At 39.4% G+C, this 22,620-nt stretch carries 18 protein-coding genes and 4 tRNA genes; 13 read left to right on the top strand and 9 right to left on the bottom strand.

Translation table 11 applies throughout. The features are described 5' to 3' along the window. Positions 1 to 24 precede the first annotated feature (24 nt). The 4 genes from folK (at position 25) to C3V44_RS04760 (ending at position 3,641) form a co-directional block, all read left to right on the top strand. Positions 25 to 1,152, top strand: a complete 1,128-nt coding sequence (folK, locus tag C3V44_RS04775) for a 2-amino-4-hydroxy-6-hydroxymethyldihydropteridine diphosphokinase (protein ID WP_002671149.1) — start codon at positions 25 to 27, stop codon at positions 1,150 to 1,152. A gap of 260 nt (positions 1,153 to 1,412) precedes the next feature. Next, on the top strand, positions 1,413 to 2,231 hold the full coding sequence (gene panB / locus C3V44_RS04770) for a 3-methyl-2-oxobutanoate hydroxymethyltransferase (protein ID WP_002671148.1): 819 nt from the start codon (positions 1,413 to 1,415) through the stop codon (positions 2,229 to 2,231). Beyond that, complete coding sequence (locus C3V44_RS04765) at positions 2,231 to 3,082, top strand: YoaK family protein (RefSeq protein WP_106095710.1); 852 nt, start codon at positions 2,231 to 2,233, stop codon at positions 3,080 to 3,082. The genes panB and C3V44_RS04765 overlap by 1 nt, the downstream gene beginning before the upstream one ends. Beyond that, positions 2,994 to 3,641: an RluA family pseudouridine synthase gene (locus C3V44_RS04760; protein ID WP_106095709.1), complete on the top strand. Its 648-nt coding sequence runs from the start codon at positions 2,994 to 2,996 to the stop codon at positions 3,639 to 3,641. The genes C3V44_RS04765 and C3V44_RS04760 overlap by 89 nt, the downstream gene beginning before the upstream one ends. Positions 3,642 to 3,668: 27 nt before the next feature. Here the strand turns inward: C3V44_RS04760 and C3V44_RS04755 are convergent, their stop codons facing one another. Next, on the bottom strand, positions 3,669 to 4,181 hold the full coding sequence (locus C3V44_RS04755) for a shikimate kinase (RefSeq protein ID WP_106095708.1): 513 nt from the start codon (positions 4,179 to 4,181) through the stop codon (positions 3,669 to 3,671). Positions 4,182 to 4,320: 139 nt separating this feature from the next. On the opposite strand from C3V44_RS04755, the gene C3V44_RS04750 reads away from it, so the two are divergent. From C3V44_RS04750 to C3V44_RS04735, 4 genes are all read left to right on the top strand, one after another. Further along, a tRNA-Lys gene (locus C3V44_RS04750) sits at positions 4,321 to 4,393 on the top strand. A 35-nt stretch (positions 4,394 to 4,428) separates the two neighbouring features. Further along, a tRNA-Lys gene (locus C3V44_RS04745) sits at positions 4,429 to 4,501 on the top strand. Positions 4,502 to 4,536: 35 nt separating this feature from the next. Next, a tRNA-Lys gene (locus C3V44_RS04740) sits at positions 4,537 to 4,609 on the top strand. An 11-nt stretch (positions 4,610 to 4,620) separates the two neighbouring features. Further along, positions 4,621 to 4,704 (top strand) — tRNA-Leu (locus C3V44_RS04735). Between the two features lie 66 nt (positions 4,705 to 4,770). Here C3V44_RS04735 and C3V44_RS04730 read toward each other — a convergent pair. From C3V44_RS04730 to C3V44_RS04715, 4 genes are read right to left on the bottom strand one after another with little or no spacing between them, the layout of a single operon-like run. Beyond that, a complete protein-coding gene (locus C3V44_RS04730; RefSeq protein ID WP_048747234.1) occupies positions 4,771 to 5,526 on the bottom strand; it encodes a tetratricopeptide repeat protein in 756 nt (251 codons plus the stop codon). Positions 5,527 to 5,530: 4 nt separating this feature from the next. Further along, entirely contained in the window at positions 5,531 to 7,285 is a 1,755-nt protein-coding gene (locus C3V44_RS04725) for a BatD family protein (protein ID WP_106095707.1), read from the bottom strand. Between the two features lie 47 nt (positions 7,286 to 7,332). Further along, entirely contained in the window at positions 7,333 to 8,223 is an 891-nt protein-coding gene (locus C3V44_RS04720; protein ID WP_106095706.1) for a tetratricopeptide repeat protein, read from the bottom strand. A gap of 60 nt (positions 8,224 to 8,283) precedes the next feature. Continuing rightward, positions 8,284 to 9,327: a VWA domain-containing protein gene (locus C3V44_RS04715; protein ID WP_048747239.1), complete on the bottom strand. Its 1,044-nt coding sequence runs from the start codon at positions 9,325 to 9,327 to the stop codon at positions 8,284 to 8,286. A gap of 804 nt (positions 9,328 to 10,131) precedes the next feature. Here C3V44_RS04715 and C3V44_RS04710 point away from each other — a divergent pair. From C3V44_RS04710 to C3V44_RS04690, 5 genes are all read left to right on the top strand, one after another. Further along, positions 10,132 to 10,383 (top strand): type B 50S ribosomal protein L31, encoded by a 252-nt coding sequence (locus tag C3V44_RS04710; protein WP_002671135.1) that lies wholly within the window; start codon positions 10,132 to 10,134, stop codon positions 10,381 to 10,383. 43 nt (positions 10,384 to 10,426) lie between these two features. Continuing rightward, positions 10,427 to 13,975 carry an AAA family ATPase gene (locus C3V44_RS04705; RefSeq protein WP_106095705.1) on the top strand — a complete coding sequence of 1,183 codons (3,549 nt, stop codon included), beginning with the start codon at positions 10,427 to 10,429 and terminating at the stop codon, positions 13,973 to 13,975. Between the two features lie 2 nt (positions 13,976 to 13,977). Next, complete coding sequence (locus C3V44_RS04700) at positions 13,978 to 14,514, top strand: DUF488 family protein (RefSeq protein WP_106095704.1); 537 nt, start codon at positions 13,978 to 13,980, stop codon at positions 14,512 to 14,514. A gap of 85 nt (positions 14,515 to 14,599) precedes the next feature. Continuing rightward, complete coding sequence (locus C3V44_RS04695) at positions 14,600 to 15,697, top strand: Nif3-like dinuclear metal center hexameric protein (protein ID WP_106095703.1); 1,098 nt, start codon at positions 14,600 to 14,602, stop codon at positions 15,695 to 15,697. A gap of 2 nt (positions 15,698 to 15,699) precedes the next feature. Beyond that, positions 15,700 to 16,485, top strand: a complete 786-nt coding sequence (locus tag C3V44_RS04690) for a zinc ribbon domain-containing protein (RefSeq protein WP_106095702.1) — start codon at positions 15,700 to 15,702, stop codon at positions 16,483 to 16,485. A 188-nt stretch (positions 16,486 to 16,673) separates the two neighbouring features. Here the strand turns inward: C3V44_RS04690 and C3V44_RS04685 are convergent, their stop codons facing one another. The 4 genes from C3V44_RS04685 to C3V44_RS04670 form a co-directional block, all read right to left on the bottom strand. Continuing rightward, positions 16,674 to 17,300, bottom strand: a complete 627-nt coding sequence (locus C3V44_RS04685; RefSeq protein WP_106095701.1) for an outer membrane beta-barrel protein — start codon at positions 17,298 to 17,300, stop codon at positions 16,674 to 16,676. An 83-nt stretch (positions 17,301 to 17,383) separates the two neighbouring features. Further along, complete coding sequence (proS, locus tag C3V44_RS04680; protein ID WP_106095700.1) at positions 17,384 to 18,862, bottom strand: proline--tRNA ligase; 1,479 nt, start codon at positions 18,860 to 18,862, stop codon at positions 17,384 to 17,386. 7 nt (positions 18,863 to 18,869) lie between these two features. Then, positions 18,870 to 20,528 (bottom strand): S41 family peptidase, encoded by a 1,659-nt coding sequence (locus tag C3V44_RS04675; protein WP_009420653.1) that lies wholly within the window; start codon positions 20,526 to 20,528, stop codon positions 18,870 to 18,872. A gap of 8 nt (positions 20,529 to 20,536) precedes the next feature. After that, on the bottom strand, positions 20,537 to 22,558 hold the full coding sequence (locus C3V44_RS04670; protein ID WP_106095699.1) for a thioredoxin family protein: 2,022 nt from the start codon (positions 22,556 to 22,558) through the stop codon (positions 20,537 to 20,539). Positions 22,559 to 22,620 lie beyond the last annotated feature (62 nt).

Below are 22,620 nucleotides of genomic sequence, written 5' to 3'. Positions count from 1 at the left end.
TAATTGTCAATTGTCAATTGTTAATTGAACCACGATGTCTACATATCATTAGGAAGTAACTTAGGAAATCGTAAAGCCTACCTGCAACAAGCCATTGAAGGCATTGCGATGCGGGTGGGTACTATTGTCGATATAGCCCCTGTTTACGAAACACCCTCGTGGGGTTTTTCGGGGGAAGCTTTCCTGAACACCTGCTTGCTATGTCGTACCTTTCTCTCACCTGAGGAAGTATTAGTACAGCTCTTGCAAATAGAACAAGAACTCGGGCGAGAGCGTATGCCTCAGTCCAAAGGCTACCAATCACGCACTATCGACCTCGATATTCTTTTCTACGACGATAAAGTTATTAATACCGAAGTGCTCACTGTGCCTCATCCTCTTTTGCACCGCCGTAAGTTTGTGCTGAAACCTTTAGCAAATATCGACGACCTCAAAGTACACCCCGTACTCAAAAAAACGGTTGCCGAACTCCTCCGCACTACCGATGATACTTCACCTGTGCAACGCCTTACCGACCAGCTGTCGTTTCCTGCACAAAAATCACCTTTCTTGAATTATAAGTACATTGCTATTGAGGGGAATATAGGTTCTGGAAAGACCACTTTGGCAACTAAAATAGCCGAAGACTTCAATGCAAAGCTCATCTTAGAACAGTTTTCCGATAATCCTTTCCTGCCCAAATTCTACGAGAACCCCAAACAATACGGTTTTACGTTGGAGATGTCGTTCCTTACCGAACGCTACCAGCAGATGTGTGAACAGTTAGCACAAATGGACTTGTTCAAGGAGTTCGTCGTCTCCGATTATGATATCTTCAAATCACTCATCTTTTCTAAGGTAACTCTTACCGATGATGAATTTGTGTTGTACCGTAAGCTTTTTTACATTCTTTATAGCCAAATCATCAAACCCGATTTGTATGTATTCCTCTATCAAAATACCGACCGTCTTATTGAGAACATCAAGAAGCGCGGTAGAACATATGAGCAAAACATCTCCCCCGATTATCTCAAAAAGATACACTATGGCTATTTAGATTTCATACAGAAGAATACCGCTATGAATTCTCTTATCATTGATGTAACCGACCTCGATTTTGTAAAACACTACACTCATTACGAGTATATTATAGAAAAGATACGCGAGAATTAATTTTCAGTATGCACTTTGCCAAAGTTTTAAATTTTGGCAAAGTTGAATAACTTTTATTTTGATAAATCAATCCGCTTTAAAAATACGGGTTACTATACATTATAAGTATCCAAATGAAAAGAAACACAATATGGTTTATACCAATTGGATAGTTTATAAAAGAGTAGACAAAATACTATTTCTCCTAATTAGCTAATTCACAAATTAGCTAATTTGTCAATTATTCGTATCTTTGCCCCCGATTTTTAAACTACAACAAAATGTCAGCAGTTAGAAAAGAATACAAACGAGTAACTACCAAATCGGTAGTAGAGATGAAAGCCAATGGCGAAAAGATTTCGATGCTTACCGCCTACGATTATACATTTGCTAAGCTATTAGATAGTGCCGGTATCGATGTGCTATTGGTAGGCGACTCCGCCAGCAATGTAATGGCAGGTCACGAAACTACCCTCCCTATCACCTTAGACCAAATGATTTATCACGCCTCATCAGTAGTACGTGGGGTGAGTCGCGCCCTTATAGTGGTAGATTTGCCTTTTGGTACTTACCAATCCGACCCTAAAAAGGCGTTGCGCTCAGCTATTAGAATAATGAAAGAAAGTGGGGCTCACGCAATTAAATTGGAGGGAGGTAAAGAGGAAGCCGAGAGCATCAAGCGCATCGTAAATGCGGGTATTCCAGTAATGGGACACTTGGGGCTCACTCCTCAATCTATTCACCAGTTTGGTTCATTCGCTTTGCGTGCTAAAGAAGAAGCCGAAGCTCAAAAACTCAAAGAAGATGCTAAGTTATTAGAACAATTGGGTTGTTTTGCTATTGTATTAGAGAAAATACCTGCTACATTGGCTGAAGAAGTAGCCAAAAGTGTGCATATTCCCATTATAGGGATTGGGGCTGGTAGTGCAGTAGACGGACAAGTATTGGTGATGCAGGATATGCTCGGTATGAGCAATGAATTCCAACCTCGTTTCTTGCGCAAATATGCTAATTTGCAAGAAGTGATTACTAATGCCGTATCGCATTACATCGAAGACGTAAAAAGCGTCGATTTTCCTAACGAAAAAGAACAGTATTAATGTTCCGTCATCAAGGTAAAAAACGTACCGCCAAACACAATCTACAAATAGCCGTAGTGCTCTCATTCGTTGCAGGAATGGTGAACGTTACTGGCTTTTTGTTTGTGGGTAAACTTACCACCAATGTTACGGGACATTTTGCATATTTTATCTATGATGTGTCGGTAGCTGAGTTTTGGAAAGGGCTCATTTACTTTCTCTACATCTTCGCTTTCCTCATAGGTTCCTTCACTTCGGGATTGCTCATCGAGAATGCTAATTATCATCGCACCCAGAACAAGTATCTCAAGCCTACACTCTTGGAGTGTTTAGCTTTGTTATCGGTAGTAGGGTTACACGCTTTTTCTTCTAGTGATATTCCCGCCGATGTTACTGCTTGTATCTTGCTCTTTGCAATGGGCTTGCAGAATGCTTTTGTGACTAAAATCTCTAACTCGGTAGTGCGTACTACTCACCTTACAGGTCTCTTCACCGATTTAGGTATCGAACTCGCCCAAAGAATTTATCTTAATCGTAATCACTACGAGCAGCAACACACGCATTTGCGAAACACTATTCGTCTCAGACTTTTTATCATTGCGTTCTTCTTTCTAGGGGGATTTAGTGCGGGGTATTTTTATATTGAACGAGGTTTTTCAATATATACTCTGCTCATTTCGGTAGCCATTCTTCTCTTAGGTCTTTTCTACGACGGAATGCGCTTTTTCTATTTCACTAATAAACGACATTATGAAACTTATCACAAACGCCGAAAACGTAGACGTGCTTTACGAAGACAATCACGTTATCGCCGTAAACAAGCGAGTAGGCGACATAGTTCAGGGCGACAAGACGGGGGACACTCCGCTTAGCGATATTGTCAAACAATACCTTAAACAAAAATATAATAAACCTGGGGAAGTATTCCTTGGGGTAGTACATCGCTTAGATCGTCCTACTACGGGAGTGGTGCTCTTTGCCAAAACTTCTAAAGCTCTCGCGCGCCTTAATACGATGTTTGCTAACAAACAAGAAGTACAGAAAACCTATTGGGCGTTGGTAGATGCAAAACCTCCTGTCGAGGAAGATACACTTACCCATTGGTTGGTGCGTAATGAAAAGCAAAACAAGTCAGTAGCATATAATAAAGAAATGCAGTATAGCAAGAAAGCTGTATTACATTATAAGTTATTGAAATCGTATGAACGTTATTACCTATTAGAAATTGACCTTATTACGGGGCGTCATCACCAGATAAGAGCGCAATTAGCTGCCATAGGATTGCACATCAAAGGAGACCTGAAGTACGGCGCTAAACGTTCCAATCCCGATGGTGGTATCTGCCTTCACGCTTATAGCCTGAGCTTTGTTCACCCTGTAAAGAAAGAGCCTATTAAGATTATTGCAGAAGCCCCTTTCTCTTTCTTGTAGTTAATTGTTAATTCGTATAGCTTGGAGTTATAGAATTTTTACAATTTCATTTATACTTTCTTCTTCAGTAAGATTATCCATAGAGATAATATGGTTAGCTTGCATATAAAAAGGGTTGCGTTCAAACAGATGTTTGCGAATGAAATCCTCTAAATCAGCATCATTAATTTCAGAGAGTAGAGGGCGATGCGGTTTTTCTTTAATAAGACGTTTGGCTAAGGTTTTAGGTTGGTATTTTAGATAAATAGATAAAGAAGTAGCTTCTTTTATTAAAGCCATATTATTGCCAAAGCACGGTGTTCCCCCTCCTAAGGATAATATAAAGTCTTCCTCTTTTTGTAATAACTCCTTTAAATAAAGAGTTTCTTTTTTTCGGAAATAAATCTCTCCTTTACTACTAAAAATCTCTTGTACTGATAGCTTTTCACTTTCAGCAATATGAGAATCAAGGTCAATAAAAGGAATGTTTTTAAGATGAGCTATAGCTTCTCCAAGAGTAGTCTTACCACTTCCCATATAGCCAAGTAAAATTATTTTCATATATAAGGTATTGTATAATAGATGTTTGAAATGTAATGCTAAAAATAAACTGCAAAAATAATACTTTTTTTCTTGTTACATAAGAAATTTGTTATATCTTTGCACCCGCAAAACAATAAAGACACTGAATTGTTATAATGACTCGGTAGCTCAGCTGGTAGAGCACGACACTCTTAATGTTGGGGTCCAGGGTTCGATCCCCTGCCGGGTCACAAGGGTTATACAATTTGTTTTTTTATTTTTAAGGGACTTGGTAGCTCAGTTGGTAGAGCACAACACTTTTAATGTTGGGGTCCTGGGTTCGAGCCCCAGCCAGGTCACAAGGGTTATACAATTTGTTTTTTTATTTTTAAGGGACTTGGTAGCTCAGTTGGTAGAGCACAACACTTTTAATGTTGGGGTCCTGGGTTCGAGCCCCAGCCAGGTCACAAATGCGTAAGCCTACGTGGAGAAATTGGTAGACTCGCCATCTTGAGGGGGTGGTGCTCGTTAGGGCGTGCTGGTTCGAATCCAGTCGTAGGCACAAAAAGATAAGACTACTTTATTGATAAAGTAGTCTTTTTTATTGTCTATATTTATATTTTTTTAATTATAGTACTTTTAAAGCACTTTCTTTAGTCCACCCTATTTTTCCATTAGCTAAACGAATTTTTATCCAGTCATTATTCTTTTCTATAATTTCTACTTTAGTACCTTCGTGAAGCTGCACTACTTCATTGCTATAAGAATTGGCTTCAGAAAATACCCGTACCGTTTTATCGAATAAGATAGCGTATTTTTCACCGTCTACTTGCCTTTTATGAAAATCGGCGATGAAATAAGTACCTACCGCTACTGCTACTGATACGAACATCAAGGTGAAAAAGAGCCGTTTGAGGGCAGTTTGTTCTAAAAAGTAGTAACAAAAGAAACTCAATACAAATACCATTACTCCTATTATAGAGAGCACTGCCCACGTTTGCAAGCTAAACAAACCTGTAATAGCATCGGAGAGCTGGCGTAACCAGGTTTTAGGTAGGGGTGTAATAGCATCTACCTTCATTTGGTTTGCCAATAGGAGTCCGTTTTTAGCCTGTTGGTTTTTGGGGTTTAGCTGGAGCGCTTTCTCATAATAATAAATACTTTCAGGCACGTGATTCAGTTTGTAATAAGTATTTGCTAAATTATAGTACAAAGCTGATGATTCTTTACCAGACTTTAAAATTGATTTGTATTGGTCAATTGCATTTTGGTACTCTCCTTGGTCGTAATATTGGGTTGCTTTCTCGAAAGGATTTTCGTTAGTTTGAGAAAAAACAGAGAAAGAGAGCAACAGCAAGAGTGATATGATGATGTTGTTTTTCATTTTATTACTTGTTTTTCACTTGTTTGTCGAGAGCAGAGATTACTTGTACTGCCTCGCTAAAATCTTTTTCCATAGAAGCATCGGTGTGATGCTGAGAGTAGCGTGCCATTTCGCAATTAGCGAGTAATGCCATAAACTGAGCTACGGTAGCTTCAGTAGCTTTTCGGCTGAGCAATAGTTCAGTGATTTTATCTTTGCTCATTTCAGCTGTTTCAATTTTTAATTTGGCTTTTAAGTAATTGTGCAAGGCGCGTTCTAACGCTTCGTAGAAGGTACCTTTATCACCTAATTTACGTTTAGCTTCTCCTAGATATTTCTTCGCTAATCTATTGGCTACTCTTACTTTATTACCTTCGATATCTCCGGCTCTTTGCATTTTGATATGCCACCAGATAAGTACAATAGGGATAAGAAGCAAAGGCAAGAACAGCCATAAATAGTAAGCTGTAGAACCAAAGAATACGGGTTGGTGCATTGGCTGAAGATCGGCATTGGTTTGAAGACCTTCTGGTTTTAGAGGAATGTTATTACTATTAGCCGTGTCATTAGGCTGGTTTTCGGCTGTAGGACCTTCGGTTACATCTATCCAAATATCTTCGGTTTTTACAGTTTCATATTTCTGAGTATTGGGGTTGAAATACGAGAAAGAGAGTCCTGAAATAGGATATTTCCCTTTGTATTCAGGAACGATAGTATAGGTTTGCTCTAAGCGTCCTTTCATTCCGTTAAGAGAAGTGTTGATGTCTTCTTTTTGTTCGGGAGCATATACTTCTAACGATGATGGGAAAGTAGGCTTAGGTAAATCAAACAGTTTAAAATTGCCATTACCTGATACTTCTATTTTTAGTTGAGTACTTTCATTAGCTTTGAGTGTTTGTTTAGTAGCATTTACGGAAAAAGAGAAGTTACCGACTGCTCCTGAGAAGTTTTCGGGTTTTCCTTCCTCAGGCAAGGGTTTTATGTTTAAAACACGACTGCCAGAGCTTACTTTGCGTGATATTTCTTCATAGAAAGGGCGACCAAAGAAGTCTCGTTGTCCTGTAGGAGCATTGATAATAGCTTCTACAGACAGAGGTTCGAGAGTGATAGCTCCTGTTTTTTGAGGGTAAAGCACTATTCTTTTTACTACAATACAACGGTAGGAACGACCTTGATAAGAGCAATTTTCTACCTCATAATTTTGCAGACGTATATCTTGACTCCAGAAGTTAGGGTATTTTGGTACATCTAACAAACGCAGGTTACTAAGAGATATTTCTCCTCCTACATAAAGCCGATATACCACACTTACAGCTTCGTTAAGGTATGGGTTGGGCTTTGAAACTTCAGCGAGGAGGAATAGGTTTTCACGTGCGATATCGTTAGTATTTCTATCTATTGAGGGAGTTTTTACCGCCTCGGTAACAGTGATAGCTATGGGGTTTGTTTTATATGTTCTACCGTCAATTTCTATACTTGCTTGTCCTATGGTAAACTTACCTTTGGCAGTAGGTTGGAGAATGTAAATATAAGTTTTGGAGAAACTACTTACTCCATTAATCCACGATCTTGAAACCGATTGCGAAGGTCCCATTACTATGGTAAAACCTTGAAAGTTAGGCGGAGTAAAGTTATCGCCGTCTTTATTCATAGAAAACTCTATGCGCAAGCGTTCGTTAGCCCCTAATTGATTTTTACTCACTTCGGCTTTGAACTCTACTTGTTGTGCATAGAGACTTTGGATTAAGAAACTTATAAAGAATATTATCTTGTATTTCATTTTAGCTTTTACTTATTAAAAGGGCGAATAGCCATTCGCCCCTACTACTACCAATCTTTTTCAGTTTTAGCGCGTTGCCCTTTTACTTTTTGAGCGTTAATTTTCTCTTGGGTTTTGCGCTCTTCGTTGTTCATTGCCTCCAAGATACGCTCCATTTGTTGTGGCGAAAGAGAAGAGGGACGTTGCTCACCTTGTCCTTGTCCGCTTTGGTTTTTATTCTGCTGGTTGTTTTGGTTAGGGTCTTTCTGGTCGTCGCCCTTGTCTTTGTTTTTATCCTGTTTATCGCCTTGATCTTTTTTATTATCTTTATTGTCTTTGTTGTCCTGATTATTCTTGTTATCTTGGTTTTTATTCTGGTTATTTTGGTTCTGTTGATTATTCTGATTATTCTGATTTTGCTGGTTCTGTTGATTATTTTGGTTTTGTTGGTTGTTTTTATCTTTATTGTTTTTGTTGTTTTGAGGTGGAGGTGGGTTTTGTTTAAGCATTTCTTTGGCTACTGCCAAATTGTAACGGGTTTCTTCATCTTTAGGATTATGACGCAAAGCTTCTTTATAAGAGAGTACCGCCTTTTCGTACTCTTTGTTCTTCATAAAGGCATTGCCTAAATTGTGGAAAGCCTTGTGTTTTTCTTCTTCGGTTATCTTATCGGAGGTTGAGGCGTTTTTAAGTCGGGAGAAAGCCTCGTCGTAACTCTTTTGTTGATAGTACATCGTACCAAGATTATACTGTGCAGTAGCGTTGTTTTTATCTTCGGCTATTGCTTTGCGATATTCTACTTCGGCTTGTACGGGTTTATCGCCTTTGAGAGCGGTGTTGCCCTCGTACGTATATTTTTTAGAGTTAGCAATTGCTTTTTGTGCCTCTTTTTCGGCTTTGGATTGTGCAAAAGCAGAGAGGGATAGTAAGGATAATGTTATGTATAGAACGTTTTTCATAGTAGATTGTTTGTTTTCAACTTTGCCAAAGTTTCAAACTTTGGCAAAGTTTGGGACGCACTATTTGTCTTTTTCTTTTTCGTTGAATAGATTCAATTTCTTTACCCATTGGGTTTTGCGTTCAAAGATAGCGAGGTCTAAGATGAGCAAGAGCAAAGCTCCGCCTAAAAACCACTGAAATTGGTCTTTGAAATCTACAAACTTTTGGGTATCGAACTGACTTTTTTCAGTACCGTCTAATATCTTGTTAATTTGGCTTACTACTTTTTGGGTATTATCGCCGTCGAGGTATTCACCTCCTGCATTGATGGCTATCTGTTGCAAGAGTTCGCGGTTGAGTTTGGTAATCACTACCTCGCCATTGCGGTCGCGCTTATACGTTTGTTCGCCTCCGTCTTTAATAGGGATAGGAGCGCCTTTTTCGGTGCCAATACCTATGGTGTAGATATGTACTCCTTTTTCTTGTGCTTCGGTAGCGATTTCGGTAGCACCCATTTCGTGGTCTTCGCCATCGGTGAGGATAAAGAGCAAGCGCGCAGTGGGAGTATTCTCATCGAAATAGTTGCTTGCCATACGTATTGCTTCCTGAATGGCAGTTCCCTGAGAGGAGAGCATATCGGTGTTCATACCTTGTAGAAACATCTTAGCGGCAGAATGGTCGGTAGTGAGAGCGAGCTGAGGATAAGCGCTAGCTGCATAAGCTACGATACCTACACGGTCGCCTTTTAGCTGACTAATGGTTTCGAAAGCGATGCGTTTTGCCTTTTCCAAACGATTGGGGGCTACGTCTTCGGCAAGCATACTTTTAGAGACATCAACAGCAAAGACGATATCTACCCCTTCGCGTTTTACGGTTTCAATTTTTGTGCCTATCTTGGGGTTAGCGAGGGCGATGCTCAGTAGCACAAGCACTACTGCCAAGACACTCCATTTCACCCAGAGTTTGAATCGCGAACGGTCAGGAGCTAAACGCCTAAGGGCAGGGGAGGAGGCAAATTGTCTTTGCAACCGACGTTTGCGAAGCATTGAAAGGGCAAAGATGATAAATAGCGGAATGAGTACCGCTATGAGCCAAAGGTATATTTTTTCGTCGATATGAATCATAATTAGTTAAAAGATAAGAGTTAAGAGTTAAAAGTCGCAAAGGCTTTTATTATTAACTTTTAATTCATAGCTGTTAATCAAATACTGCGCCAAAACGATGCAAAGATACAAAATAATTTATAAAATTAGAAAATGAGGTGCGAGTTTGAGTTAGAGGAATGAGGCTGTGCCTCAGAAATTAAACAAAATTTAAACAAAATCAAGGCTACGCCTTGTAAAGTAACTTTTTGGCAAAGTGTGTGTCGCAAAAAAATGACACATCGGAGCTTTCGGAAGGAAACAGAATAGTTCGGAAGTGGGTCGAGAGGGATTTTGGTGAAAAAAGGCTATGAGGAGGGTGGGGTTAGCTTATAGAGAGCTTATAGGAAGCTTATACGAATCTTGGACGATTGGTATAGAAAGGGTGTATAAAAAGTTGATTCATAATATAATACAACAACGCTAAAAATGTTAAAAACGGGGTTTCGAGGCGAAAGAAAGGGAAAAGGCAATAGGCCTTAGGCCATAGGCACTAGGGGGAGTATGACGGAAAAGGGAAGAAATGACGAGGGACGGGTGATGAATGACGGAGGGAATGTGGTGAAAACTTCTCGCTGGCTATCCTCAAAGGGGGAGATACGATGCAAAAGCGACAATTGATACTTTGATGAATCTTAGGGGATTGTTATATAAAGGCTGTTGGAGCGTTTAATAATCAGTGAATTATATTTTAAGGTTTTAGATTTTAATTATTTAGTTTGTCAATTCGAAAAATAGTTGTACCTTTGCGCCCTGAAAAAATTACGTAATAAAATTAGCATTGCAATGAAAAAAGAAATTCACCCAGAATCTTACCGTTTGGTGGCTTTCAAAGATATGTCGAACGACGATATCTTCATCACAAAGTCTACCGTAGAAACAAAAGAGACTATTGAAGTAGAAGGGGTTGAGTATCCATTAGTAAAATTAGAGATTTCTCGCACTTCGCACCCTTACTACACTGGTAAATCTAAACTTATCGACACAGCCGGACGTATTGATAAGTTTAAAAACAAATACGCTAAGTTCCAAAAATAACATAGCAACTTTTAAAAACCTCCTCACGGAGGTTTTTTTTCTTATGAAAATACTTTCGGTCTCTCTTCATAATATTGCTTCTATAGAAGGTCCCTTTACGCTTAATTTGGAAGCTGAACCCCTTAAATCGGTGGGGTTATTTGCTATTACAGGAGCGACAGGGGCAGGCAAATCTACCATTTTAGATGCTATTTGCCTTGCGCTTTACAACGATACCCCTCGCTTGGCAACTACAAAAAACTCGGTTGCTATTGCTGACGGCTCGGCTGAAGTACAGGTGAATAATGTGAAGAATCTTTTGCGCAAAGGGGCGATTTCGGGCTATGCCAAAGTGGTATTTCAGGCGGTAGATGGCAAGACTTATGAAGCGGAATGGCAGGTACGCAGAGCCTATAACAAACTTTCGGGGGCAATTCAGCCTGAAACTTTGCAACTTACTTGCCTGACGGATAACCAACTGATTGCTGAGAACCGCAAGACATTGGTGCTCGAAAAGATAAAGGAATGCGTAGGCTTGACTTTTGACGAGTTTACCAAATCGGTGATTTTGGCACAGGGAGACTTTACGTCGTTCTTAAAAGCGAATGATGATAAGCGGTCGGATATTTTAGAAAAACTTACAGGTACGGAGATTTACACACGCATTTCTAAGCAAGTGTACGAACTCAACAAGCAACATAAAAACGAACTCCAACTCTTAGAAAAACAGCTTGAAAACATTGTTTTTTTAACGGAAGAAGAGCGCAGTGCTTTGACTAAGCAACTTACAGCCGATGAAGAGAGGTTGAAAACCTTACAAGCCTCGCTCGCTACTTTAAAAGAACAACAACAGTGGTTTGATAATCAGAAGTTGTACACTCAGCAATGGCAAGAGGCTATTGCCAATAAAGAAAAAGCCGAACAAGAGAAAACCTCGCAAGCGGAACGTTTTGGAGAGCTTGCTATCATAGAGCAATTACAAGCTATAAAAGGGGATATCCTCACCGAGCAAAGGGAAAAAGAACTATTAGCAACCGCTCAGCAACATTTGAAGGAAGCTACTGCCGAAAAAGAACGGCTCACAGCTGATAAGGCTAAGGTATCCGAGCAAAAATTGCTAACCGAAAACGATTTGGCTACTGCCAAAAAGGCTTATGAAACTGCCAAACCTGCTATTGCCAGAGCAAAGGAATTGGACGTAAGACTTGCAGAACTAACGCAGATTTTTGAGCAAAAACAGCAGCAACAAGAGGCGAAAGAGAGTGCTTTGCAAGCTAAAAAAGAGTCGCTTGAAAAAGTAACTGAGCACATACAGAAAGGGGAGAGGTACATTCAGCAAGAAGAGCAGTGGCTCAACACTCACCCTGATGAAGCGCAGTTGTACCGCAATGCGTTGTGGCTCAAACAGCTTGTGGAAGAACAGCAACAACTCAATGAAAAACTAACCGCCCATAGCCAAGCAGAAGAACGCCTTACACAACAACTCAATGAGCTGAAAGCACAATACCCTATACAGGCACTCCCCTCAACTGATATAGAGACGCTTGCCAAACAGCAGAAGGCTTATCTCACCGCCTTGCAAGTGTATCAGGCGGATAGAGAGATTGCCAAACATATCAAGCAATACACTGACGCAAAGGTTCAGGGAGAAGCGCTCTTACAAGAGATGCAAAACACCCAAAGCCAAATATTGGAAACATTGCAACGTTTAAAAACAGAGAAGATAGCCACCCAAATAGCTTGTGATACAGCGGAACGCATTTACCAAAGGGCACAAATAGAAAATACCAAAGATGTAGCGTTTTTGAGAGAACATTTGGTAGAAGGAGAAGCCTGCCCCGTATGTGGTTCGGTACACCACCCCAATGCTCATAAGGCAGTAGCTGAACACCTGATAGATACAGTGCAAGAAGAATTTCTAACGGCTAAAAAACAATTAGAAACGCTCACCAAAGAGGTTATCACCAAAGAAACGGAGCTCAAAGAACTGCAAAAACGTATAGAGAGTCAGACAGCACAAAACGCAGAGCGTACGGATTTATGGCAACAAGAGAGCGAACGCTTGTCGCAATCAGTGTATTATGCGACCTATCCTTCTGTGAAAATAGAAGAATATATCACGGATAAGATAGCAAAAACAGAACATCTTTTAGCGGAAAACGAGCGTCTTTTTGAAGTCCTCAACCGACTCAAATCGCTTACTGATGAGCTGAATACCCTTGCGAAAGACGCTGAAAATTACGAGCAACAACGGCAAAAATACAGTCAGCAATTACAGAGCTTACAACTTTCGGACGCTTGGCTCAACCTTTGGAAAACCGATATTGTGCAATTTCAAACCCAAATCACCACTGCTAAAACCGACTGGGAAGCGCATTCGGCTTGTATCGAGAAATACAAAAAGCGCCTTGCTGAACTCACCCAAGAGCGCACCGAGCTCGCCTCCTCACAACAAGTACTCCGTCAAGAGCTCACCGAATTGACAACGACAATCGATAAAGAGCAAGCGCAATTGCAAACGCTGAAAGAAGAACGTGCGGGATTGTTAGAAGGAAAATCGGTTCAAGTAATAGAAGAGACTTACCAGCAGCAGTTAGAGCGATTAACAACTCTTTCAGAGCAAACGCAACAGCAATATAACGCTATTTTATTGGAGATGACGGCTAACGAAAAAAACTTAGAGACCTTAGCGACGCAACAACAGCAATCGCAAGCTCATATAGCCGAAGCAACTCACAAAATAAAAGAATGGCTTACAGCCTACAAGCCTGCTCAAATAGAGCATATAAGAAGCAAAATGCAAGAGTGGGCGAATCGTTCTCACGAATGGCTACAATCAGAGCGCCAAGCCCTTCAATCCTTAAATGGCCGCATTGCACAATACAATACCATTGCGAATGAAAAACAGCAAGCGCTTGAAACACTAAAAGAAAAAAGACCTCTCAACTTTACAGAAGAAGATATCGTTCAGCAGTTGGCAGAACAGACAGCAGAAGAAGATACCTTGCGCGATACGGTAGTCACTCAAAAGAGTCGGCTTTTAAATGATGAACAACAGCGAGCAATAGCAGTTGAGTTGCATACAGCCAAAAAAGAAAAGGAAAAACTCGCTCATCGTTGGAGCTTGCTCAACGACCTGATAGGAAGTAGTACAGGTAATGCGTTTCGCAAATACGCGCAGGAGTACACTTTGGATATGCTCTTGCAATATGCTAATGTGCAGATGCGCTACCTCAATAGGCGCTACACCCTGCAACGCATTCCCAATTCTCTTAGTCTGCAAGTGATAGACAACGATATGGGAGCAGAAGTGCGCTCGGTATACTCGCTTTCAGGAGGAGAATCGTTTTTGGTATCCTTGGCTTTAGCTTTGGCACTGTCGTCTCTTTCATCTACCAAAATGAACGTAGAAACCCTCTTTATAGACGAAGGTTTTGGTTCTTTAGACTCTGAGACACTTTCAGTAGCCTTAGATGCCTTAGAGAGTTTGCAAAATCAAGGGAAGAAAGTGGGAGTTATCTCTCACGTACAGGAGATGGTAGAGCGTATTGCTGTGAAAGTAGTGGTACAGAAGGAAGGTAATGGAAAGAGTAAGATAGTGGTTAGTAATTGATTATGAATAGAATATATACTATAGGACATTCCACGTATACATTGGAAGAATTTATAGAGATGTTACAATCGTTTGAGATACAACATTTAGTTGATATCAGAGGGTTGCCAGGCTCTAACAAATATCCGCAATTTAATAAAGAAAACTTAGAGGTAGTATTACCCGAAATTGGGATAGCCTATACCCATCTCACGTTATTAGGTGGTAGACGTAAAGTACATAAAGACTCTAAGAATACTCGTTGGCATAACGAGTCCTTCCGAGCTTATGCTGATTATATGGAGACTTATGATTTTGAGAAAGGTATTGCTCAACTCATTGCTATAGCTGAAAAAGAAACTACTGCTTATATGTGTGCAGAGGCTGTTTGGTGGCGTTGTCATAGGTCGATGGTATCAGATTATTTGAAAGCCAAGGGTTGGCAAGTAAATCATATTATGGCAATAGGTAAGGAAGAACCTCATAGATACACCGCTCCTGCTCGTATTATAGGAGACAGAGTAGTGTATTACGATGATGGAGAGATTTTAAATCTCTAACACAATAAATCAGATATAGAAAAAGATTAGAGAAAATCTTTATTAAAAGAACTGTGAAAAGGTATGTAAACATTAAAAGAATACGATGAAAGTAAAAGACATAACTAAAGTTCTTGAAACTCTTGCACCACTTGATTATGCTGAGAGTTTTGACAATGTAGGCTTATTGGTAGGTGATGCCAATGCCGAAGTAACAGGAGTGCTCATCACTTTGGATACATTAGAAGCTGTGGTAGAAGAAGCTATTGAAAAGAAATGTAATCTCATTGTTAGTTTCCACCCGATTATCTTCAGTGGACTTAAATCGCTTACAGGGAAGACCTATGTGGAACGAGTAGTGATGAAAGCGATTCGACATCAGATAGCTATTTACAGTATGCATACGGCTTTAGACAATCAGCTGTTAGGAGTGAATGCTTCTATTGCTGACCGTTTAGGATTGCATAATCGCTCCATACTTATTCCACAGCCTAATGTTATTAGAAAACTTATTACCTATGTTCCAAAAGCTAATGCTGAAAAGCTACGTAAAGCGCTCTTTGAAGCAGGAGCGGGGAATATTGGCAACTATGCGGAATGTAGTTTCAATCTTGAAGGGAAAGGCACTTATAAGGGCAATGAATCTTCGCACCCAACTATTGGTGAACCCAATGTATTTCACACAGAAGATGAAACACAAATAGGAGTTATTTTTCCCAAGTACTTACAATCTCAAATCCTAAAAGCACTTCGCCAAAATCACCCTTATGAAGAGGTGGCTTATGAGATATATATACTCGAAAACGAGCACCAACATATAGGAATGGGTATGATAGGGGAATTTGAAACCCCGATGAGTGAAGCAGATTTCCTTGTTTATTTAAAAGAGAAAATGGAGGTAAGCTGTATTAGGTATTCAGCATTCAGGGGAAAAGAAGTGAAAAAAGTAGCTGTATTGGGAGGAAGTGGAGCTTTTGCAATAGAAGATGCTAAGCGAGCAGGAGCAGATGTTTTTGTGAGTGCAGACTTTAAATACCACGATTTTTTCAGGGCTGAGGGGAAAATATTATTAGCAGATATAGGTCATTTTGAAAGTGAACAATACATAAAATTTATTTTATTTGAGTATCTTTCAAAAAAAATTCCTACTTTTGCCCTCTCAATATCAAATGTAGATACAAATCCTATCAAATATTATTCATAGATATGGCACAAAAAGTGGATATAACCGTAGAAGAAAAATTAAGAGCATTGTATGATTTACAGCTCATCGATTCTAAGATTGATGAGTTACAGAACACTCGTGGAGAGCTTCCGTTAGAAGTTTCAGACCTTGAAGATGAGGTAGAGGGTTTAAAAAAACGTCACGTAAAGTTTAAAGAAGAGTTAGACGAATTGCAGGCAGGAATTGCTGAGAAGAAGGCAAAAATTGAAGAGGCAAAAGCCTTTATTAAAAAATATACTACCCAGCAAAAGAATGTACGTAACAATCGTGAATATACCTCTCTTTCTAAAGAGATAGAGTTTCAAGAGTTAGAAGTACAGTTGGCAGAAAAACGCATTAAAGAAGGTAAAGCGCAAGTAGACCAAAAGAAAGAGGCTATCAAACAAGTAGATGAGCGCAAAGCCCAACGTGATGCGCACCTCAAGCACAAAAAAGCTGAACTTGATTCTGTTTTGGCAGAGACTGAGAAAGAGGAGGAATTTTTAAGAGAAAAAGCAGAAGAGTATGCGGCTAAAATTGAAGAGCGTTTGCTAAAAGCCTATCAACGTATTCGCAGTAGTGTGATGAACCGTTTAGCAATAGTGCCAATTCAGCGTGGAGCCTCTGGAGGTTCTTTCTTTGCTATTCCGCCACAAGTACAAGTAGAAATTGCCTCTCGTAGAAAGATTATTACTGATGAGCACAGTGGACGAATCTTGGTAGATGCAGCTTTAGCTGAAGAAGAAAAAGAAAAGATGGAAACTTTGTTTAAAAGTTTTAAAGCATAGAAGGTATAGATAGTTAAGAAATTAATATGATAGAAAGAGTTCAGTAATTTGCTGGACTCTTTTGTTTTAGATATGATTTATATGTGATTTTGTTAATAATACACTTATCAAGCAAAAAAGAACCTCCAAAAAGGAAAACTTTTTGGAGGTAATGCTTTAGTAAGCAGTGTGTTTTAAGCGTTTGCTTTTTAAAAAAGTATATAAGTTAAACCAAATGTAGTGTGAGAACCGAAGAAGTTATTGAACTCATTAATGTTTACATTAAATTCGTTGTTAGCATCTCCATTTTTTGGTTTTTTTGTAGTAAAAGAAACTACATCAGATAAACCAAAGTTAATAGCAAGTTTAGGGGTAACAAAATAATTAATGCCTAATCCTGCGCCAATACCAAACTCAGTGTATTTTGCTTTATCGGAACCACTTGTTGTTTGTGTGCTACCGAAGTCTAATCCAACACCACCTTGTCCATATACTTTGAAGCGTTGTCCTAATTCAAGGAAATAGTAACGACCGAAAACATCAAAACCAAATACATTTGTCTTACTTGTTTGGCTTCCTCCTTCTTTTATTTTCTCAGTACCAATATTTAACCCACCTCCCAAAGCAAATTTATCAGTTAAGAAGAACCCTGCTTGTGGAGTAAATTCAAATGTATTGGTTTTCTTTTCAGAAGGACTTGAATTGTCAGTTGTAGAACCAATTTTTAAGTTACCTTCTGCAAATAGTTTTCCTTTTTTAAAACCGAACTCACTGTCTTGTGCTGATAGAGCACCAAAAGCAAAAACTGCTACTAATGATAAAATGATTTTTTTCATCGTGTAAAATTTTTTTGATTATTAATAAGACAAAGGTAGTTTATTCTATTATAACTACCAAAAAATTTAACATATTTTTTTGCTTAATAAGCTCTTGCAAAAAGCACTCGCTTGTTTGAAGGCTTACCAGAGTAAATGCAAACCCCCGCTTCTTTATTGATATTCAATGGTATACAACGTATAGTCGCTTTGGTTTCTTCTTTGATACGCTCTTCTGTTTCGGGAGTACCATCCCAGTGGGCTGAGAGAAAACCTCCTTTAGTTTCTAGCAATTCCTTGAACTCGTCATAGCTGTTCACCTCGGTAATATGGGTATTGCGGTACTGTAATGCCTTGTTGTAGATATTCGCTTGTATATCCTCTAATAATTGCTGGATATGAGCTACAATTTGGTCACTAGCTACTGTCTCTTTGGTAAGAGTATCGCGACGGGCTACTTCGAAGGTATTGTGCTCTATGTCGCGTTGCCCTATGGCTAAGCGCACGGGAACGCCTTTGAGTTCGTACTCGTGGAACTTGAAGCCTGGCGATTGGGTATCGCGATCGTCGAATTTTACGCTGATATTGTGTTTTTTGAGTTCTTCTATCAAAGGTTGTATGTGTGTGCGCACTTTTTCTAATTGTTCTGCTCCTTTGTAGATAGGCACGATTATCACTTGTATAGGAGCTAATTTAGGAGGGAGTACCAATCCGTTGTCATCGCTGTGGGTCATAATGAGTGCTCCCATCAAGCGGGTAGAGACGCCCCAAGAGCTCGCCCATACGTACTCTTGTTTACCTTCTTTACTCACATATTTCACGTCAAAGGCTTTGGCGAAGTTCTGTCCTAAGAAGTGTGATGTTCCTGCTTGCAGTGCTTTTCCGTCTTGCATAAGGGCTTCTATACAGTAGGTATCGTCAGCCCCTGCAAAGCGTTCGCTTTCACTTTTTACACCTTTTATTACAGGCACAGCCATAAAGTTCTCTACGAAGTTGGCGTATACGTTCATCATCTTTTGAGCTTCTTCTATGGCTTCCTCTTTTGTAGCGTGAGCGGTGTGTCCTTCTTGCCACAAGAATTCCGCAGTGCGAAGAAATAGACGGGTGCGCATCTCCCAGCGCACTACATTCGCCCATTGGTTGATGAGTATAGGCAAATCACGGTAAGACTGTATCCAGTTTTTGTAGGTGTTCCAAATAATCGCCTCTGAGGTAGGACGTACTATCAGCTCTTCTTCGAGTTTTGCTTCCGGGTCTACCATTAGTTTCCCTTTTTCATTAGGGTCGGCTTTAAGGCGATAGTGGGTTACTACGGCACATTCTTTAGCAAAACCTTCAGCATTCTTTTCCTCTGCTTCAAAATAACTTTTGGGTACAAATAAAGGGAAATAAGCATTGCTGTGACCAGTTTCTTTAAACATACGGTCGAGCTCTGCTTGCATTTTTTCCCAAATAGCATAGCCGTAAGGTTTGATTACCATACAACCACGCACACCTGAACTTTCGGCTAAATCGGCTTTTACAACCAATTCGTTATACCATTTAGAATAGTCTTCACTACGTGATGTTAAATTCTTGCTCATATATTTTTTAAACTCTTTTTATAGGTTTTTTGGCTTTTCTCCTTACCACTTTAGTAGGATTTTCAGTGCCATTTTTAGGGTGTTTTTGTTTGTAGTAGTGTAGACAGCTTTCTATGTAAAAATCTCCTTGATTCCTGATAAGCCCTGCTACATTATCGTTAAACCATATCTCAGCTAAGTTAGCTTTTAGATATTTTGATATATCATTGCTGTTTCGTTTGAAATCTATGTTGATTTTACGCTCTTTTAAAAACTTTGAAAAGGCGTTGAGCATTTCTTTGGGCACTTTGTATCCCCCTATGAAATAAGACTTTTGTGGCTTATGGTTCTGAGAAGGGTGACTATCTAAATATTCAAACAAAAAGAAGTTCGTAAGTCCTGAGTTTAGCACTTCATTTACCATATAGGTTTCCGGTTTCATATCTACTGGTACATATACATCTGGGTAGATACCACCACCACCATACACTACTTTTCCTTTAGGAGTTGTAAACTTTAAAGAATCGGGGACTGTAGCATTATCTATTTGAAAGCTTCTGCGCTGGTGACGCAAGTTGTAGGGCTTTTGTATAGAGCGTCCTGTTGGAGTGTAGTAGCGAGCGGTAGTAAGGCGTACTGCCGAACCATCAGGTAGAGGCATTTCGCTTTGTACTAATCCCTTGCCGAAAGTTCTACGTCCTACTATCACACCTCTATCGTTATCCTGTAAAGCCCCTGCTACAATTTCGCTAGCTGAAGCGCTATTTTCATTGACAAGTACAAATATAGGTTTATTTTCGAATAACCCACCAGCAGTAGAATAGGTTTCTTCTATTTCTTTGCGATTATTTTTGGTAAATACAATCATCTTATCCTTTGCTAAGAACTCATCGGCTATCTGAATTCCAACATTGAGAAAGCCACCAGAATTATTACGCAAATCTAGAATTAAACTGTTAATACCTTCTTTTTCCAAAGCTTTAAGTGCTGAGTCAAATTCGTCATTAGTAGTTTCGGCAAACCTATTCATACGTATATAGCCTAAAGTATCATTTACTTTGTAAAAACAATCAATGCTTTTAATAGGAATAAACTTTCGCTCAATACCTATCTTAAAAAGACTATCTTTACTTTTTCGGTAAATAGTTAAATCTACTTTTGACCCCATTTCTCCTTTGAGAATATTTTTGATTTTATCAGTATTTAAGTGTTTTTTAAACAAGGTATCTTTCCCTGCTATTAAAATACGGTCACCAAAACGAATACCTTTGTGCATTGCATCACTTCCCTCAATAGGTTTGATTACGGCAATGGTATCTTTGTACATATAAAAGCTAATACCCACACCTACGAACTTACCACTCATCGTTTCGGCTACCTCTTGGATATCACTTTTAGAGATATAAGTGGAGTGAGGATCTAATTTGCGCAAAATACTGTTTATTGTGAGGTCTACAATACTATCGGTATTTACTTTATCTACATAGTCCTCTTCTATATAATCGATAAGTCTGTTTAATTTCACTTTATAAGGATTCTCTTGCACCGTATCTATATCAGTAATAGGCATAGGTACAGGTGGAGGAGGCTTGGGAATGTAGAAATTCGCAAGTTGCCTTCCTAAAACAAGCCCTAATGCTAAACTTAAGCCTATAAATATGGGGAGTATGTAGTGTTTGTTTTTCATCAAAAATTTTATTTGCCAAAGGCAGTAATCCCTTGTTTTATCCATTTGTAAAACTCATCGGGGTCATCGGTATCAAGGGTATATCCTATTGGGTCTACTAAGTTCTCTCCTTGGAGATTCATCAGCACGTAAAAGGGCTGTGTATTGGCTTTGTAATGGAGGGTTTGGAACTCACTCCATTTTTGTCCAATGGTTTTTATCATCTTGCCTTCTCTAATTTGTGAAGGTCTCACTTCGCTTTCGGGTAGCGGACGTTTATCGTCTACGTACAACGAAATTAATACCACCTCATTTCTAAGAGCATCGAGCACTTGGGGGTTAGGCCATACGTTTTGTTCCATTTTACGGCAGTTTACACAAGACCAGCCTGTAAAGTCTAACAATACGGGTTTGTTCACTTGTTTGGCATAAGCTAATCCTTTTTCATAATCATCAAAAGTAACGATATTGTGAGGTTTGAACAAGTGCGCTCCTTCAGGAAGAGCACCTTCATCTACACTGGCACTACCTCCGTCAGCGGTATAGCCTACACCGTAAGGCGATTCGCTATAATGTTGCGGAGGAGGAAAAGCATTGATAAGGTTGAGAGGTGCCCCCCATAACCCTGGAATCATATAAATCGTAAAACTAAGAGTTAGTAAACCTAATAGCAGGCGACCTACTGAAATACGGTCGGTGGCATCGTCGTGAGGCAAACGTATTTTTCCAAAAAGGTAAAGTGATAAGGCACCAAAAACTGCAATCCAAATAGCGATAAATACTTCGCGTTCTATCCAGTGGTATTGCAATACCAAATCAGCATTAGAAAGGAATTTGAATGCTAATGCCAATTCTAAAAATCCCAATACCACTTTTACGGTGTTCATCCAACCACCTGATTTAGGCAAGGAGTGTAACCAACCAGGAAAGGCTGCGAACAAGGCAAAAGGCAAGGCAATTGCCAATGAGAAGCCGAACATACCAATAATAGGAGCGATCCCCCCTTCGGAGGCAGCTTGTACTAACAAAGTACCTACAATAGGACCTGTGCACGAGAATGATACGATAGCTAACGCCAACGCCATAAAGAAGATGCCTATAAAACCACTGCGGTCGGCTTGAGCATCTACTTTGGTACTCCACGAACTAGGCAAAGTAATTTCGAACGCTCCTAAAAACGAAATGGCAAATACTACCAATATTAAGAAAAAGATGAGGTTGAACCAGAAATTACTTGCTAAAGCATTCAAAGCATCTGCACCAAAGATAGCAGTAATAGCTGATCCCAACAACACATAAATCACAATGATAGAAATACCATAGATTACAGCATTCTTCACTCCTTTAGCTTTAGTTTTGCTCTGTTTGGTAAAATAACTCACCGTCATAGGAATCATTGGGAATACACAAGGAGTGAGCAAGGCAGCAAAGCCAGAAAGAAAAGATATAAAGAATATTGTCCACAGACCTTGACGTGAGATAGGGGTAGTAGTAGGAGCTTTTGTTGTTGTAGTCTGACTTACGGTAGTTGTAGGAACTGTATTATTTCCGTCGGTATTATTACTAAAAGTAAACTGGGGAGTTGCCACTTTGTTTGCAACGGGAGCTCCCGAAAGGAAAAACTCTAAATCTACTGTGTCAGGAGGTAAACAGTTACTATCGTCACAGCTCATAAACTCTACCGTTGCTTTTATAGAAGTTATAGGTTTTACTATTTTGATGCGTTGTTTGAACACAGCTTGATTGTAAAAATAAGCAATTTCCATATCAAAAACCTTGTCGTGTTTTTGTATAGGTTTACTTTCTTCGGTCTTACCCATAAGCTCGAAGTTTGCGCTTTTTTCAAAAGTAAAGGTGGTAGGAATAGGTCCTTTAGGCGGAATGTTTTGTGCGTAGAGCTTCCAGCCAGCCTCAATGGAAGCTGTTGCTACCAAATAATATTCACTATCGCTGATTTTTTCAACCGCTGTTTTCCATTTTACAGGGTTATGTATTTGAGCATTTGCTGTTGCAACAAGTACTACGAATATCAGTGTTATTATTTTCTTCATTCGTTATTGAGTTTATGAGTGATAAATTTTAGAGTGCAAAATTACAACAAAATAATGATATG

This window comes from Capnocytophaga sp. oral taxon 864 (assembly GCF_002998835.1).
Lineage (GTDB): Bacteria > Bacteroidota > Bacteroidia > Flavobacteriales > Flavobacteriaceae > Capnocytophaga > Capnocytophaga ochracea.
This window is presented reverse-complemented; position numbering and strand designations above follow the sequence as displayed.